This window comes from Caproicibacter sp. (assembly GCF_046707225.1).
Taxonomy (GTDB): domain Bacteria; phylum Bacillota; class Clostridia; order Oscillospirales; family Acutalibacteraceae; genus Caproicibacter.
The window spans coordinates 66,598-81,920 of the sequence record NZ_JBJKOP010000034.1; the positions used below are offsets into that span (position 1 = coordinate 66,598).

16 protein-coding genes are annotated in these 15,323 nt (G+C 55.6%); 13 read left to right on the forward strand and 3 right to left on the reverse strand.

The window, feature by feature from the left end; all coding sequences use genetic code 11:
• Positions 1 to 78: 78 nt before the first annotated feature.
• The 9 genes from ACLQ3M_RS07875 to ACLQ3M_RS07915 all read left to right on the forward strand — a co-directional run bounded on the left by ACLQ3M_RS07875 (position 79) and on the right by ACLQ3M_RS07915 (position 7,567).
• Positions 79 to 642 carry a GrpB family protein gene (locus ACLQ3M_RS07875; RefSeq protein WP_411677148.1) on the forward strand — a complete coding sequence of 188 codons (564 nt, stop codon included), beginning with the start codon at positions 79 to 81 and terminating at the stop codon, positions 640 to 642.
• A complete protein-coding gene (locus tag ACLQ3M_RS07880) occupies positions 639 to 1,400 on the forward strand; it encodes an MBL fold metallo-hydrolase (protein ID WP_411677149.1) in 762 nt (253 codons plus the stop codon). The genes ACLQ3M_RS07875 and ACLQ3M_RS07880 overlap by 4 nt, the downstream gene beginning before the upstream one ends.
• Before the next feature lie 218 nt (positions 1,401 to 1,618).
• The gene (locus tag ACLQ3M_RS07885) at positions 1,619 to 1,981 is read left to right on the forward strand and encodes a hypothetical protein (protein WP_411677150.1); all 363 of its coding nucleotides are present in this window, start codon (positions 1,619 to 1,621) and stop codon (positions 1,979 to 1,981) included.
• A 177-nt stretch (positions 1,982 to 2,158) separates the two neighbouring features.
• Positions 2,159 to 2,470: an ArsR/SmtB family transcription factor gene (locus tag ACLQ3M_RS07890; RefSeq protein WP_411677151.1), complete on the forward strand. Its 312-nt coding sequence runs from the start codon at positions 2,159 to 2,161 to the stop codon at positions 2,468 to 2,470.
• 86 nt (positions 2,471 to 2,556) lie between these two features.
• On the forward strand, positions 2,557 to 3,570 hold the full coding sequence (locus tag ACLQ3M_RS07895; protein ID WP_411677152.1) for a permease: 1,014 nt from the start codon (positions 2,557 to 2,559) through the stop codon (positions 3,568 to 3,570).
• A gap of 31 nt (positions 3,571 to 3,601) precedes the next feature.
• The gene (locus ACLQ3M_RS07900) at positions 3,602 to 3,952 is read left to right on the forward strand and encodes a thioredoxin family protein (RefSeq protein WP_411677153.1); all 351 of its coding nucleotides are present in this window, start codon (positions 3,602 to 3,604) and stop codon (positions 3,950 to 3,952) included.
• A gap of 52 nt (positions 3,953 to 4,004) precedes the next feature.
• Complete coding sequence (locus tag ACLQ3M_RS07905) at positions 4,005 to 4,403, forward strand: arsenate reductase ArsC (RefSeq protein ID WP_411677154.1); 399 nt, start codon at positions 4,005 to 4,007, stop codon at positions 4,401 to 4,403.
• A gap of 158 nt (positions 4,404 to 4,561) precedes the next feature.
• Positions 4,562 to 7,021, forward strand: coding sequence for a DNA ligase D (gene ligD / locus ACLQ3M_RS07910; protein ID WP_411677155.1), 2,460 nt, complete (start codon positions 4,562 to 4,564; stop codon positions 7,019 to 7,021).
• Positions 7,022 to 7,102: 81 nt separating this feature from the next.
• Positions 7,103 to 7,567: a GyrI-like domain-containing protein gene (locus ACLQ3M_RS07915; RefSeq protein WP_411677156.1), complete on the forward strand. Its 465-nt coding sequence runs from the start codon at positions 7,103 to 7,105 to the stop codon at positions 7,565 to 7,567.
• A 67-nt stretch (positions 7,568 to 7,634) separates the two neighbouring features.
• Here the strand turns inward: ACLQ3M_RS07915 and ACLQ3M_RS07920 are convergent, their stop codons facing one another.
• On the reverse strand, positions 7,635 to 7,892 hold the full coding sequence (locus ACLQ3M_RS07920) for a YkuS family protein (protein ID WP_411677157.1): 258 nt from the start codon (positions 7,890 to 7,892) through the stop codon (positions 7,635 to 7,637).
• Between the two features lie 279 nt (positions 7,893 to 8,171).
• Between ACLQ3M_RS07920 and ACLQ3M_RS07925 the strand changes: the two genes are divergently transcribed.
• The 4 genes from ACLQ3M_RS07925 to ACLQ3M_RS07940 all read left to right on the forward strand — a co-directional run bounded on the left by ACLQ3M_RS07925 (position 8,172) and on the right by ACLQ3M_RS07940 (position 11,437).
• Complete coding sequence (locus ACLQ3M_RS07925; RefSeq protein WP_411677158.1) at positions 8,172 to 8,522, forward strand: ArsR/SmtB family transcription factor; 351 nt, start codon at positions 8,172 to 8,174, stop codon at positions 8,520 to 8,522.
• A 23-nt stretch (positions 8,523 to 8,545) separates the two neighbouring features.
• Positions 8,546 to 8,764, forward strand: coding sequence for a cation transporter (locus tag ACLQ3M_RS07930; protein WP_066643909.1), 219 nt, complete (start codon positions 8,546 to 8,548; stop codon positions 8,762 to 8,764).
• 30 nt (positions 8,765 to 8,794) lie between these two features.
• Positions 8,795 to 10,639: a heavy metal translocating P-type ATPase gene (locus ACLQ3M_RS07935; RefSeq protein ID WP_411677159.1), complete on the forward strand. Its 1,845-nt coding sequence runs from the start codon at positions 8,795 to 8,797 to the stop codon at positions 10,637 to 10,639.
• A gap of 225 nt (positions 10,640 to 10,864) precedes the next feature.
• Complete coding sequence (locus ACLQ3M_RS07940) at positions 10,865 to 11,437, forward strand: DNA-3-methyladenine glycosylase I (RefSeq protein WP_411677160.1); 573 nt, start codon at positions 10,865 to 10,867, stop codon at positions 11,435 to 11,437.
• A 53-nt stretch (positions 11,438 to 11,490) separates the two neighbouring features.
• Here ACLQ3M_RS07940 and ACLQ3M_RS07945 read toward each other — a convergent pair whose 3' ends face one another.
• Both ACLQ3M_RS07945 and ACLQ3M_RS07950 read right to left on the reverse strand, forming a co-directional pair.
• Positions 11,491 to 13,269 (reverse strand): [FeFe] hydrogenase, group A, encoded by a 1,779-nt coding sequence (locus tag ACLQ3M_RS07945; RefSeq protein WP_411677161.1) that lies wholly within the window; start codon positions 13,267 to 13,269, stop codon positions 11,491 to 11,493.
• Positions 13,263 to 15,098 carry an NAD(P)-binding protein gene (locus ACLQ3M_RS07950; RefSeq protein ID WP_411677162.1) on the reverse strand — a complete coding sequence of 612 codons (1,836 nt, stop codon included), beginning with the start codon at positions 15,096 to 15,098 and terminating at the stop codon, positions 13,263 to 13,265. Before ACLQ3M_RS07950 ends, ACLQ3M_RS07945 begins: the two co-directional genes overlap by 7 nt.
• Positions 15,099 to 15,323 lie beyond the last annotated feature (225 nt).

Sequence of the window (15,323 nt, forward strand, 5' to 3'; positions counted from 1 at the left end):
GCGTATATCAGCTGTAGTCGGACCTTTGCCAGTACCGGCCGGACGAAATACGAACTCACACGGAAGGTATGTGTTGTAATGCGTAAATCATTGTCGGATATGACAATTCAGGAGCTGTGGGAGTTATTTCCGATTCAGCTGACGGAGCATAAGGAATACTGGAATGATTGGTACCAGGAGGAACAGGAATTTCTGTCCTCCTTTCTGCCGAAGAAGGTTCGCATTTATCACATTGGAAGCACATCCATCCGCGGAATCCGGGCCAAACCGATCATTGACCTTTTAGCGGAGGCATCCCTTGGGGATCATCAAACAATCAAGGAACTTCTGCTAAAAAACGGCTATATTTGCATGGCTTCGAGTAAAAACCGCATGGATTTTAACAAAGGTTACACGCCGGACGGTTTTGCCGAGCGGGTATTTCATCTGCACCTGAGAGATTTTGGCGACCATGATGAGCTGTACTTTCGGGACTATCTGAATGAGCATCCTGAAATCGCAAAGGAATATGAAAAGCTGAAGCTGTCCCTCTGGAAACCGTTTGAGCACGACCGGGACGGCTACACGGAACAAAAAACAGACTTTGTCCGAAAGTATACGCAGCGTGCAAAAAAACAGTATGGGAAGGGAAAATACAAATGAGCGATTGGTTTACCATAGACCATATAGACGAGAACACACATATCATCAGCGAATACCGGCATTGGGAGGAAACGCACTGCTATCTGCTCGTCGGCGCGGAACGGGCGCTCCTGATCGACACCGGCCTCGGCATCTGCAACATTACCGACGAAGTGAGAAAGCTGACCGACAAGCCGGTCACCGCCGTGGCGACCCATATCCATTGGGACCACATCGGCGGGCATAAATACTTCCCGGATTTTTACGCTCACGAAGACGAATTGAACTGGCTCAGCGGAGAATTCCCGCTGAGCATGAAGCAGATCAGGGGCATGGTGACAGACCGCTGCGACCTGCCGGAGGGATACGACGTTAACAGCTACGAATTCTTTCAGGGGACGCCCACAAGAGTGCTGAAAGATAACGACCTGATCGACATCGGCGGGCGCGTCCCGCGGGTGCTGCACACGCCCGGCCATTCGCCGGGGCATATGTGCTTTTATGAAAAGGAGCGGGGCTACCTTTTTACCGGCGACCTGGTTTACAAGGACACCCTGTTCGCCTACTATCCTTCGACCGACCCGGAAGCCTATCTGAAATCATTGGAGTGCGTTGCCGCACTCCCGGTCCGGCGGGTTTTCCCGGCGCATCACAGTCTGGAGATCGGGCCGGAAATACTCCCAAGAATGCGTGACGCCTTCCGGCAGCTGAAAGCGGAAGGCAAGCTGCATCACGGCAGCGGAACATTCGATTACGGCGACTGGGCCGTGTGGCTGTAAAATGAATCTTAACGAGTATACCTGTATTTTTCGAGACAGCCGGAAAGTCGGATACTACCGTTTTCATTCAAATACGAAAGCTGTTGCTCTGTATGAAAAGTTGGGGCTCCAAAAATTTTCAGAATGGCTGCCCGATTCAGGCTTTAGGCTCTCGAACTTGCCTGTATTTGAATGCAGGAAAATCGCCAAGAGATTTGAACAGCAAATGAGGAAATGTGATGAATACTGAAATATTAAACCGAAAATTAATTGGGCTCTGCGGACAAACCTGCATCGCATTACTAACCGATACAACTGTTGACGATGTTGTAAAGAACACCAAATGCGGTAAGGGTAAAATGTCAGGCAAAAAACTATTTGAGGCGTTGGATCTGTACCATATTCCTCATGCCGAAAAGATGAAATACACCAAAGGAAAACCGGTTGAACTGCCCATATGCTGCATTCTGAGCGAGCATGGTCATTTTCTGCTTTATTACAAGGGTGTGTTCTACGATAACATAAAGGGCACGTTTCCCAAATACAACTACAGCCAATTGGTTGCATACTTAGAAATCAACTTATCAAGTGAGCATCCTTGAAATTTACAATTAAAAAAAGTGGGCAGGCTGGTTTCACGAATCAAGAAACCGGCCTGCTTATTTATATCCAGCGACGGTCCGGAAAGAATTGAGCCGTCGAAAGATTTTCATATTGACAAAAATCAATATGACGCATATACTATAACATATCAAATGTTTTTGATGTGAGGTGATTGCTTGGCAACAGTCTATGAGAATCACGCGCGGGTGTTCAAGGCGCTCTGCGATGCAAAACGGCTGAAGATACTGGAGCTGCTCCGCGGTGGAGAAAAATGCGCCTGTGTTTTGCTGGAGCAGCTGGACCTGGGGCAATCCGGGCTTTCCTATCATATGAAGATTTTAATCGAATCAGGCATTGTGCAAAGCCGCCAGGAGGGCAAGTGGACGCACTATAAAATCAGTGAAAAAGGCAGTGCTTATGCCGGTGACCTGCTCAGGGAGCTGACAACACCGAACGCGGCCGCAAACGAAACCTGCTGTAAAAAATGAAGCCATCCCGAAGCGATGGCTTTTTACAGGCAATACAAATCAAATTTATTTGATTTGATGTTTTATAAAGCGAGGTACTTCCTGCAATGGAGATATTGAAAGCAGTCTGGGATTTTTTCCAGAATCAGATTCTGGGCATGAAATGGCTGGACCGGCTGATCGGCGGCGGGCTTGCGGCGATGGGCCTTGACACATCCACGCGGCTGGTCGGCAGCATTGAATTTTTTCTTTACGATGTCATTAAGATTACGCTCCTGCTTTGTTTCCTGATTTTCCTGATTAGCTACATTCAAAGCTATTTTCCGCCGGAGCGCAGCAAAAAAATACTCGGGCGGTTTCACGGTGTTTCGGCGAACTGCGTTTCGGCGCTTCTGGGCACGGTGACTCCGTTCTGTTCCTGCTCCTCCATTCCGCTGTTCATCGGCTTCACTTCCGCCGGGCTTCCGGTCGGCGTGACCTTCTCGTTCCTGATTTCCTCCCCCATGGTGGACCTGGGCTCTCTGCTTTTGCTGATGGGCATTTTCGGCGCAAGGGTGGCAATCATCTATGTGGCGGTCGGCCTGGTGATCGCGGTCGTCGGCGGCACGATCATTGAGAAGCTTCACATGGAAAAGTACGTGGAAAGCTTTATTATGACGGCGGGCGGCGTGAATATCGAGTCTCCGGACCTGACCAAAAAGGACCGCCTGACTTACGCAAAAGAGCAGATGCTGTCCACCTTCAAGAAAGTGTTCCCCTATATTCTCATCGGCGTGGGCATCGGCGCGGTCATTCACAACTGGATTCCGGAAGAATGGGTGGCGCTTGTGCTGGGAAGCAAAAATCCCTTCGGCGTTGTTCTTGCGACCCTGATCGGCGTTCCGATGTACGCCGACATCTTCGGCACGATTCCGATTGCGGAGGCCCTGCTGTACAAGGGGGCGCAGCTCGGCACGATTCTGGCCTTTATGATGGCCGTGACAACGCTTTCCCTGCCGTCCATGGTGATGCTCCGCAAAGCGGTGAAACCGAAGCTGCTGGCGCTGTTCATTGCCATCTGCACCGTCGGTATTATCACCGTGGGCTACTTTTTCAACGCAATCCAGGGAATCCTGATCTAAATACATGGAATCATTGAAAGGAGTTTTATTTATGTCATTGTTTAAAAGGAAAGACCGGACGGAAGAAACGCCCTCCTGCGGCTGCGGGGGAAACTGCGGCACGGAAAACACGGCGCGGGCCGCGGGCACAGGCGGCGGGAACGCGAGCGTCAAAATTCTGGGCAGCGGCTGCGCCAAGTGCAACCAGCTGGAAGCGGCGACCAAAGAGGCGCTTCAGCGGCTCGGCATGGACGCGTCGATTGACCACGTGACCGATTTTACCAGGATCGCCGCCTACGGCGTCATGTCCACCCCCGCGCTGGTCGTGGACGGAAAAGTGGTTTCCTTCGGCAAGGTTCTGAAAACCGAAGAGGTCGTGAAAATCCTGCAAAAGGTCCGATAACGCCCGATGAGAGTTTCGTTTCGGACCGTTCATGGAAAGGAACCCTGACAAAATGAGGAAGGTTGCGTTTATCTGTGTTCACAACTCCTGCCGCAGCCAGATTGCCGAGGCGCTGGGCAAGCGGCTTGCGTCCGATGTTTTTGAAAGCTATTCGGCGGGAACGGTGCAAAAAAGCCGCATCAATCCCGACGCCGGCCGGCTGATGAAGCAGCTTTACGGAATCGATATGGAGCAGAACCAGCGCCCGAAGCTGCTCGCGGAGCTGCCACCCGTGGACGTGGTCGTCACCATGGGCTGCAACGTGGAATGCCCGTATCTGCCGTGCAGGCGGCGCGAGGACTGGGGCCTGCCCGACCCGACCGGCAAGGACGACGCGGAGTTCCTTACCGTCATCCGGACGATCGAAGCAAAAATCGCAGAGCTGGCGGAATCCTTACGACAGGATTCCTAACGCTGCGGAAAACAAAAAAAGGACACGGCACTGCGGCCGCGTCCTTTTTTTGTTTTCCCCAGCCCGACCACCAAGCAGCGGATAAACCCCGCGCTGCCGGATGATACTAGAATCAAACCGGAAGCCGATTCAAAGGAACTCGGAGGGGTAAATTTAAAATGAGCGCGACGGAGCTGGAAGAATACAACCGAAAAAGAAACTTTGAGAAAACATGGGAACCCGAAGGAAAACCGGTCCCGGCCGGAAAGCGCCTGAAATTCGTCGTTCAGCATCACCTTGCCCGAAAGGACCACTACGACTTCCGCCTGGAATGGGACGGAGCTCTCTTAAGCTGGGCGGTTCCCAAGGGGCCGTCTTTGAACGTTCGCGACAAGAGGCTCGCCATACGGGTGGAGGACCACCCGCTGGAGTACCGGAACTTTGAAGGAACCATCCCCAAAGGCGAGTACGGCGGCGGAACCGTGATGCTCTGGGACGAAGGCTTCTGGGAACCGCTGTCGGAGGTCGCGGAGGGCCTTAGCGCCGGTTCCCTCAAGTTTGTTCTGAAAGGAAGACGGCTTCAGGGAAAATGGGCTCTGGTCCGCTTGAAAGCGAAAGACGGCAAAGAAGAAACCAACTGGCTCCTGATCAAAGAAAAAGACGGGTACGCGAAAGACGGCGACGGAATTTCCGGTTTCGCCACAAGCGTCCGGACAGGGCGCTCCATGGAGGAAATCGAAGCGGGAAAAGAGGAAAAAATCACACGGAATCCCTTTCAAAGTGCCGACGTGCAGCTTGCAAAGCTCGTCGCGGCGGTTCCCGAGGGCGGGGACTGGCTGTACGAAATCAAATACGACGGATACAGAATTCTGGCGTACGCGGAGGGCGGCGCCGTCCGTCTCGTCACCAGGAACGGCAACGACTACACGGAGAGGTTTCGGGAGGTTGCGGATTCCATCGCCGCCTGGTCAGGCGGCAGGGCAATGGTGCTGGACGGGGAAATGACGGTCGCGGATTCGCGTGGCAGGACGGATTTTCAGGCCCTGCAAAGCTACCTGAAAAGCCCGGGAGACAAGCAGCTCACCTATCTCGTCTTTGATGTTCTGGCGCTGGACGGCGAGGATTTGAGAGAGCTCCCCCTGACCGACCGCAAGAATACGCTGGAAGCCCTTTTGAACGACGCGCCGAAAAACCTCCGCTACAGCCGGCATGTCGAAGGCAGCGGGAAAGAAAGCCTGCTTGCGGCCTGCAGGTTAAATCTGGAGGGAATCGTGGGGAAAAAAACCGGCTCCGTCTACAGCGGGACAAGAAACGGCGACTGGATCAAGCTCAAATGTGAAAAGCGGCAGGAATTCGTCATCGGGGGATATACGCGGTCTGAAAAAAGGCTCGTCGGGATCAGCTCGCTCCTTCTCGGCGTCTACGAAGGAAAAGATCTGGTTTACGCGGGGCGCGCCGGAACGGGTTTGAGCGAAAGAAGCATGAGAGAGCTCGAAGAAAAATTTGAGCCGATCAAACAAAAATCGCCGCCGTTCCGGCAGGCGCCGAAGACGAAGAAAAATGAAACCGTCACCTGGCTGCAGCCGGAAACGGTCGCGGAGATTCGATTTGCCGAGTGGACGGAGGAACATCTGTTAAGGCAGGCAAGCTTCAAGGGCCTGCGGTCGGACAAAAACCCCGAGGAGGTCAGAATGGAAGAGCCGAATTCCGAAAAAGACAAGAGCACAGTGAAACCAAAGACGCAGGCGCCCTTCGGCGCGGCAAAATCGGCATCCGCCGACGGCGGCGCCGCGGTTATGGGCGTCAGGATCAGTAATCCGGAAAAGGTTCTGTTCGAGGATTCCGGAATCACCAAAGCGGACGTCGCCCGGTATTACGCGGCGGTGTCGGAGCGCATGCTGCCCTACGCCGCAAACAGGATCCTCAGCATCGTGCGCTGCCCCAAGGGAATTTCCGCGGCCTGCTTTTTTAAAAAACACCCCGGCCCGGGCAGCAAGGGAGTCGTAACCATTCCGGTTCAAACCGGAAGCGGAGAGACGGAGGATTATTTTTATCTTGAAAACGCCGCCGGCCTGATTTCAGAGGCGCAGATGGGCACGCTGGAATTTCACATCTGGGGAAGCCGGGTCGAAAACATTGAAAAGCCCGACCTGATGGTATTCGATCTGGACCCGGACGAGGGAATGGAGCTGGCAGGGGTGCGGCGGGGCGTGCGGGACATCAAAAGCGTACTGGACCAGCTTTCGCTGACCTCGTTTCTCAAAACCAGCGGGGGCAAGGGTTACCACGTCGTCGTCCCTTTCCAGCCCTCCGTCGGTTGGGATGCCTTTCATGATTTTGCAAAACGCACCGCGGAGCTGATGGAACAAAAATGGCCGGATCGTTACACGAGCAATATCAGAAAAGAAAAGCGGAAAGGCCGGATTTTCATCGACTGGATTCGAAACGGCAGAGGGGCCACCAGCATTGCCCCCTACTCCATCCGGGCGAGAGCGGGGGCTTCCGTCTCCATGCCGATTGCCTGGAAAGAGCTCGACACGGTCGCCCCCAACGGAGTCCATATGGCGGACGCCCTGAACCGCATTCAGGAAAAAGACCCCTGGGATGGCTTTTTCCGGCTCAATCAGCGCCTGAAATAATGAGGAAACTGCCTCCTTAAAAAATAATATGACATACTGTTGTCTGTTTTTCGTGTTAGCATGGAATAGGAGGTGAGCATTTTGAAGATCAAATTGCAAAAAAGAGACGCATTTCTTATCTGCGGATATTATGTAAGAACCGGTCTTGAAACGTGCGGCAGGGACTTTGAAAAACTCTGGGAAGAATATCACTTCTCCAGAAAAAATAACAGCATCTTTAAAAATCGTGATGACTTCTACGGGCTCATGTGGAAAACGGAAGACCATGGCAGCGGCTTTTTTTACCTGATCGGCATGGAAATTAACGCAACGGAGAAACTGCCCCCCAATGCCGCAGTCAGACAAATACCGCCCGCGGAGTACGCCGTCGCGTCCGTGTCCGCCTCCGTTTCCGCCACGGATGCCTGGACCGATTTCTACTACAAAACATTGCCGGAAACCGGATTGATCCCCGCCGCCGGTCACGTTTACGATTTCGAGTATTACCCGGACGGAAACGGACAGAGTTACGAGCTTTGGACCCCCGTGCAGAAAAGGACTGTCTAAGCGGCACGCGTCCCATTTGCAAAAAATCCTGTAGCCCAAACGGCTACAGGATTTTTGCTGTGAGTGTTTAACCGCTGGCCTCAATTTTTCCGGCCACTTCCTCCGGCGTCAGCCCGCTCGCGTTGATGACAACCGCTTTCGTTCTGGTCTCCTCATACCCGAGAAAATCGGAATTTTCCCCGGAAAGCACGATCGCGTCGTAATTCCGCAATTTGGAAGCAGACTGCTGTTCGTCCAGATTGATTGATTCCACATGGTACCCTTTTCCGGCCAGGTAGTCCCTGACCGGCGTAAGATCTTTTTGTATTGCGATAGTTCCTTTCATGCAATCACCTCGAATTTATTATTTGTCCCGAAAACAGTTCTATCCATCATTCTCGGACCACATTTCCCGCTTTGAGCCTTCCTTTTCAAAGGCGCTGAACCGATGTCTTGCCGCACAGGAATCAAAAAAGTTGATTCGCCTGATACTCCATTCATTACGAATATAAAGTGGATTCGGAAATATTTTTTTGCAGCGTTCATGGTCTATTGACATTTTATAAAAAAACACATAAAATAAACATATGAACAACAGCTCATATGAATGGATGTTTGATATACTATGGCCAACAATGACAAAACAGGCCTTTCTTCGTTGGAATCAGCGCCGAATCGGACCAACATCGAAATGCCGGACGATGAAATCCTTTACGATCTGGCGGATCTGTTTAAAATTTTTGCCGACTCCACGCGCATCAAAATTCTTTACGTGCTGCTGGAATCGGAGCTGTGTGTCTGCGACATCGCGCAGCTGCTCGGCATGAACCAATCCGCCATTTCCCATCAGCTCAGGGTGCTCAAGCAGAGCAAGCTGGTCAAGTACCGAAGGGAGGGCAAGACGATCCTCTACTCCCTCGCGGACGGCCATGTGCGCGCCATTCTGGATCAGGGCATGGAGCATGTCGGCGAATAAAGAAACAAATGGAGGTTACAACCATGAAAAAGCGAATTAAGCTGACGGACCTTGACTGTGCCGCGTGCGCGGCGAAAATGGAAGAAGCCATCCGCAAAATTCCGGGCGTTAACAGCGCGACCGTCAGTTTTCTGACACAGAAGCTCACGCTGGACGCGGACGAAAGCCGTTTTGACGAAATTGTGAAGCAGGCGGCGGCCGTCTGCAAAAAGATTGAACCGGACTGCAGGCTGAATCCGTAACACACCAAAATCAAAACAAGGAGCGGCGAAATGAATCACAAACAAAAAAGAATGCTGCTGCGCATCTGTGTAAGCGCTGTTCTTCTCGTCCTGTTACAATTCATTCCGACAACCGGTTTTTTAAAACTTCTTCTTTATCTGATTCCCTACGTCGTTGTCGGCGGTGATATTCTCTGGAAAGCGGTGCGCAATCTCGCGCACGGACAGGTATTCGACGAAAATTTTCTCATGTGCGTCGCAACGGTCGGCGCGTTCTGGACCGGTGAGTACCCCGAAGCCGCGGCGGTCATGCTGTTCTATCAGGTTGGCGAGCTGTTTCAAAGCTACGCGGTCGGCCGTTCCCGAAAGTCGATCTCCGACCTGATGGATATCCGGCCCGATTCCGCCAATTTAGAGGAAAACGGCGAAATGAGGCAGGTTGACCCGGAGGAGGTTCAGGTCGGCGATATCATCGTCGTCCGTCCCGGAGAAAAAATCCCGCTGGACGGCATTGTGACGGATGGAAGCTCAAGCGTAAACACCTCCGCCCTGACCGGCGAATCGCTTCCGCGTGAGGTGGGGACCGGCGACGAGGTCGTCAGCGGATGCGTCAATCTGAACGGCCTGCTGCGTGTGCGGGTCAGCCGTCCGTTCGAGGAATCCACTGTTTCCAAAATTCTGGAGCTGGTGGAAAATTCCGCCGCCAAAAAAGCGAAAGCGGAAAATTTCATCACCCGCTTTGCCCGCTACTACACCCCCGCGGTGGTCGGCGGCGCTCTGCTCCTCGCCGTGCTTCCTCCCCTGTTCTTCCACGGCGGGTGGAACGACTGGATTCAGAGGGCCTTGATCTTCCTTGTGATCTCCTGCCCCTGCGCGCTCGTCATCTCGATTCCGCTCAGCTTCTTCGGCGGCATCGGCGGCGCCTCGCGGCGAGGTATTCTCGTGAAGGGAGGCAACTATCTGGAAGCGCTTGCCCGGGCGGAAATCGTTGTGTTCGACAAAACGGGGACCCTGACCAAAGGCACGTTTCGCGTGACGGCGGTCCACCCGGAGCAGATTCCCGAAGAGAAGCTTCTCGACTTGGCCGCGCTGGCGGAAAGCTATTCCGAACACCCGATCTCCCGCTCCCTGAAAGAGGCCTGTAAAAAGGAGCCGGAGCGGTCGGAGGTGTCGGACGTACAGGAAATCGCGGGACAGGGCGTGCGCGTGAAAATCGGCGGCAAATCGGTCAGCGTGGGCAACGCCAGGCTGATGGAGCAAGAGGGCGTGCGCGGCAGAGAGTGCGAACTGACCGGCACGATCGTCCATGTTGCGGTCGACGGGACGTATATGGGGCATATCGTGATTTCCGACGAAGTACGGGAAGACGCGCCCGAAGCGATTGCCGCGTTAAAACAGCTTGGCGTCCGTTCCTGCGTGATGCTGACCGGCGACGCCAAAGCCGTCGGGGAAGACGTCGCCGCGCGCCTCGGGATCGACGAAGTCCACGCCGAACTGCTGCCCGCCGGTAAGGTGGAGCAGGTCGAGCGCCTGCTCGGTCAAAAAACCGGACGCGGCAAGCTGGTGTTTGTCGGCGACGGTATCAACGACGCGCCGGTGCTCTCCCGCGCCGACATCGGCATCGCAATGGGGGGCCTTGGCTCCGACGCGGCAATCGAGGCCGCCGATGTCGTCCTGATGGACGACCATCCCTCCAAAATTGCGGACGCGATCCGCATTTCAAGAAGGACGCTCCTGATCGCCCGGCAGAATATTGTCTTCGCGCTGGGCGTAAAACTCATCGTGCTGACTCTGGGCGCGCTTGGGTTTGCCAACATGTGGGAAGCCGTTTTCGCGGACGTCGGAGTATCGGTTCTCGCCATTCTGAACGCTTCGCGCGCGTTGAAAATGAAGTAATAATACAGGCTTCCGGCGTCATGGCCTCCTCGCGGCGCAGGCGGTACCAGTCGCAATCAGAATCAGGCTCGCATCCAAGAAACATGACACCGTTGTTGCTTGTGTGCGCACCGACCACGTACATCATGATGTTAAAAGCAGGCGCTTGACAACAAACGTTCGAATCTTTTATAATAGTCATATCTTTTATCCCGTCGAAGTGAGAGACGAAAGGGGAATTCTGTTATGACGCGCTGCGGCTGGTGCGAATCCGACGATCTTTACCGGGCTTATCACGACGAGGAATGGGGCGTTCCCGTTCACGACGACCGAAAACACTTTGAATTCCTGATTTTGGAATCCGCGCAGGCAGGATTGAGCTGGATCACGATTCTGCGCAAACGCGAAGCGTACCGCGCGGCGTTCGACGGATTCGATCCGGAGAAAATCGCGGCCTACGGGGAAGAAAAAATCGGGGAGCTGATGACCGACTCCGGCATTATCCGGAACCGCAGAAAAATTGAATCCGCGGTAAACAACGCGCGGCGTTTTCTGGAGGTGCAAACGGAATTCGGCAGCTTCGACCAATACATCTGGGGATTCGTCGGTGGGAAGCCGGTCGTCGGGCATTACGACACGCTCGATGAGATTCCCGCGAAAACGGAGCTCTCCGAACAGGTCAGCCGCGACCTGAAAAAGCGCGGATTTCAGTTTCTCGGCCCGGTCATCGTTTACTCGCACCTTCAGGCGACCGGACTTGTGAACGATCATCTCGACTCGTGTTTTCGTAAAAAGCTCTGCGCTTCTCAACCATCATAATGAACACAAAAGGCACGGGAAAACTCTCCCGCGCCTTTTGTGTTCCAAGCTTTTTACCAGTCCGTTCGGTCCGGCTCCGCCGTCTCCCGCCCGGCGGCCCCGGGGGAAAGAGGCATCTCCCAAAGCCGGTGGTCCGTGTGCAGCAGCTCGTGTGCCCGGTGGGACAACGGCTTTTCCAGGTAATCCCGATACATGCGCAAAACAGCGGAATTTTCATGGGAAAAGCGGATCTCGCTGCTTTGGTCGAGCCCGTACAGATTTTCGGCGCGCACACCGGCGGGCTCTTCGCCCTCCAGAATCGGCTGCCCGCCGCCCCCGGAGCAGCCGCCGGGGCAGGCCATAACCTCCACAAAATCATAACGGGCTTTCCCGTTTTGCACCGCCTCAATCAGCCGCCTTGTGTTGCCCAGGCCGCTCACGACCGCGACTTTCAGCGGCGTGCCGTTCAGGTCGAACGCGGCTTCCTTCCATCCGTCCATGCCGCGCACCTGACGGAACGCGTCCGGGTCCGGGTTTTTCCCGGCGGTCAGGTAATACGCGCTTCGCAGCGCGGCCTCCATCACGCCGCCGGTCGCGCCGAAAATGACCCCCGCGCCCGATCCCTCGCCGAGAGGCGCGTCAAACTCCTCTTCGCCCAGCTCGCCGGCGCGGATCTGCTCCGCGCGGATCATCCGGTCGATTTCGCGGGTGGTCAGCACAATGTCCACGTCATGCCCGCACCCTGCGCTGTTCATGGTCGGAAGCTCGGCCTCATGCTTTTTCGCAATGCACGGCATGACGGAAACACAGCAGATTCGTTCCGGTTCGATCCCGAGCAGCTTCGCGTAATAACTCTTTGCGACCGCGCCGAACATCTGCTGCGGGGATTTCGCGGTGGAAAGCTGGCCGACCAGATCGGGGTACTGCGACTTCAGAAAGCGAACCCAGCCCGGGCAGCAGGAGGTAAACATCGGCAGGGGATTGTCCCCGCGTGTTTTCAGCCGCCCCAGGAATTCGTTCCCCTCCTCCATGATGGTCAGGTCGGCGCTGAAGGTGGTATCGAAAATATAATCGAAGCCCATTTTCCTCAGCGCGGAAACAAGCCGCTTCACAGTCGCCTGTTTCCTGCCGATTCCAAGCGATTCCCCCCATGCCGCGCGAACGGCGGGGGCGACTTGAACCACCGTGACCGTCTGCGGGTCCGCCAGCGCGGCGAAAGCCCGCTCCGTGTCGTCCCGCTCTCTCAGCGCGCCGACCGGGCAATGGGTGATGCACTGCCCGCACAGCGCGCAGTCGGAATCCTCAATTTTGCGGTTTAGAGACACATCCACCGTCGTGCGGGAGCCGGTGTTTGCCACATCCCAGATTCCCATGCCCTGAATCCGGTCGCAGACCTGAACGCAGCGCATACACTTGATGCACTTTGAAAAATCCCGGATCAGCGGAAATTCCCGGTTCCACGGGGAATACGGAAGCTCCCTGCGGTACGGCAGGTCGAGAATTCCAAGGTCGTTCGCCATAGACTGCAGGCTGCAGTTCCCGCTGCGCGCGCAGGTGGCGCAGTAACAGTCATGCTGGGATAAAATCAGCTCCACGTTGGTCCGCCGCGCTTCGCGCACGCGGGGGCTGTTAGTGCGGATGACCATGCCCTCCTTCACCCGGTTGTTGCAGGCCGTGACCAGCCGGTCGGTCCCCTCCAGCTCCACCACGCAGACACGGCAGGCTCCGATTTCATTGATTCCCTTTAAATAGCAGAGAGTGGGAATCGAAACTCCCGCCGCGGCGGCCGCTTCCAGAATCGTTGCCTCGTCCCGCGCGGCCAGGGGGGTTCCATTGATCGTGACGTTTACCATTTTGCAATCCTCCCCCCTTTGAAAATCCCGTAGCCGAAGTGGTCGCACCGCAGGCAGCGCGAGGATTCCTGCATCGCCTCTTCCAGAGTCATACCGTATTCAATCGCGTCAAAATCCGACTTCCGTTCACAGGCGGCGCGGTCCGTCAGGTTCACTCTCCCGCACGGCGGCCGGTCGCTCAGGTTCGCCTGCGGGATTTCGACGTCCGCCGTGATCTCATGGTTAAAGCCCAGATAATTGTCGATGTTCGCGGCGGCGACCTTTCCGGCCGCGATCGCGCGGATGACCGTCGCGGGGCCGCTGGCGCAGTCTCCGCCCGCGAACAGGTTCGCGACGTTTTCAATTCTGGCGCTGTTTTTCACCTGTATGGCGCCGCGGCTGACCGGAACTCCGAATTCCGCAAACGGGCCGTATTCAATGCTCTGCCCGATGGCGACGACGATCAGGTCGCACGGGAAGCGCAGCTCGCCGACATCCGCGTTTCTCGGGGACGGCCTTCCCGCCGAATCAACTTTCCCGATGATCTGCGGCCTGAGCCACAGCGCCGAAACATTTCCGTTTTCGTCCGATTCAATGCGCGACGGCGCGTGAAGGCTCAGCACCTCGCACCCCTCGCCCACGGCTCCCTCGACCTCCTCCGGCAGGGCGGTCATGTCCTTTTGCCTGCGGCGGTACACAATGCCGACGCGGGACGCGCCCAGCCGAACGGCGGAACGGGCCACATCCATTGCCACATTGCCGCCGCCGATCACCGCGACGCTCCGGCCGCTGAAATCCGGATTCTTTCCGTTTCCGATCTCCCGCAGCATTTCGACCGCCGAAACAACGCCTTCGCTTTCCTCGCCCGGAATCCCCAGCTTTTTGTCGGAGTGCGCACCGATCGCGATATAAACCGCGTCGTATTCGCGCGTCAGGTCCGCAATCGGCAGGGCCCTGCCCACTTCCGCGCCGGTTTTCAGCTCCACGCCCGCCGACAGAATGGCGTCGATATCCGCCTGAAGCTTTTCGCGCGGCAGGCGGTAACTGGGAATCCCATATCGAAGCATCCCGCCCGGCAAGGGCTGCTTTTCATAAACCGTGACGCTGTGGCCCATCAGCGAAAGGTAGTACGCGGCGCTGAGTCCCCCCGGCCCCGCGCCGATGACGGCGACCCTTTTCCCAGTGGCCGGGGCCCTTTCGGGGACCGGAACGGTTCCGGCGTGGTCGGCCGCAAACCGCTTAAGCCCGCGGATGTTGACGGAGTCATCGATCATGTTCCTGCGGCAGCGCGCTTCGCACGGATGCTCGCAGACATATCCGCAGGACGCCGGGAACGGATTGTCCTTCCGGATCAGGCGCACCGCGTCCGCATATCTTCCCGCCGCGATCAGAGCAATATAACCGGGAATATCCACCCCGGCGGGGCACAGCGCGACGCACGGCACCGGCTGATTCAGGCTGCAGGTGCACCGTCCGTTCACAATGTGTTCCACATAGTCCTCGCGGAATCCGCGCACGCCGCGCAGAACCATTCCGGCCGCCTCCCAGCCGATCGCGCAGTCGGCGGTGCTGACAATCACGCGCGCCGTTTTTTCAATCAGGTCCAGCGTTTGCAGGGTGGCGCGGTGCTCCAGAACATCTTCCAGAAGCTTTTCGAGCTGCGCCAGCCCCACGCGGCAGGGTACGCACTTGCCGCAGGTCTGCGCCCTGCACAGTTTTAAAAAGGACGCCGCCAGATCGACCGGACAAAGTCCGGGCGGGCTTGCCGCGATCCGGCGCTCCAGGTCGCGGTAGAGCCCTTCCACCGTTGTCTGGGCCTTGTCCGGTGTTGCAACAACCAGTCTGCTCAAAGTATCTCCTCCCATTTCCACCGAAAGTTTTCCAAATCAGATTGTTAAAATTGTAACAATCAACTGCATACTTTCGTACGGTTTTGCAGCTTTTAGATCTATTATAAACGAAAATGTCTTTGCTTGTAAAGGAATTTTATCTATCTGTTAGAAATTGCATCTCTTGATTCTTCCGCATAAAGATATGTCCGCACCGGATGATTTTAAAAACGGGACATGCTATAA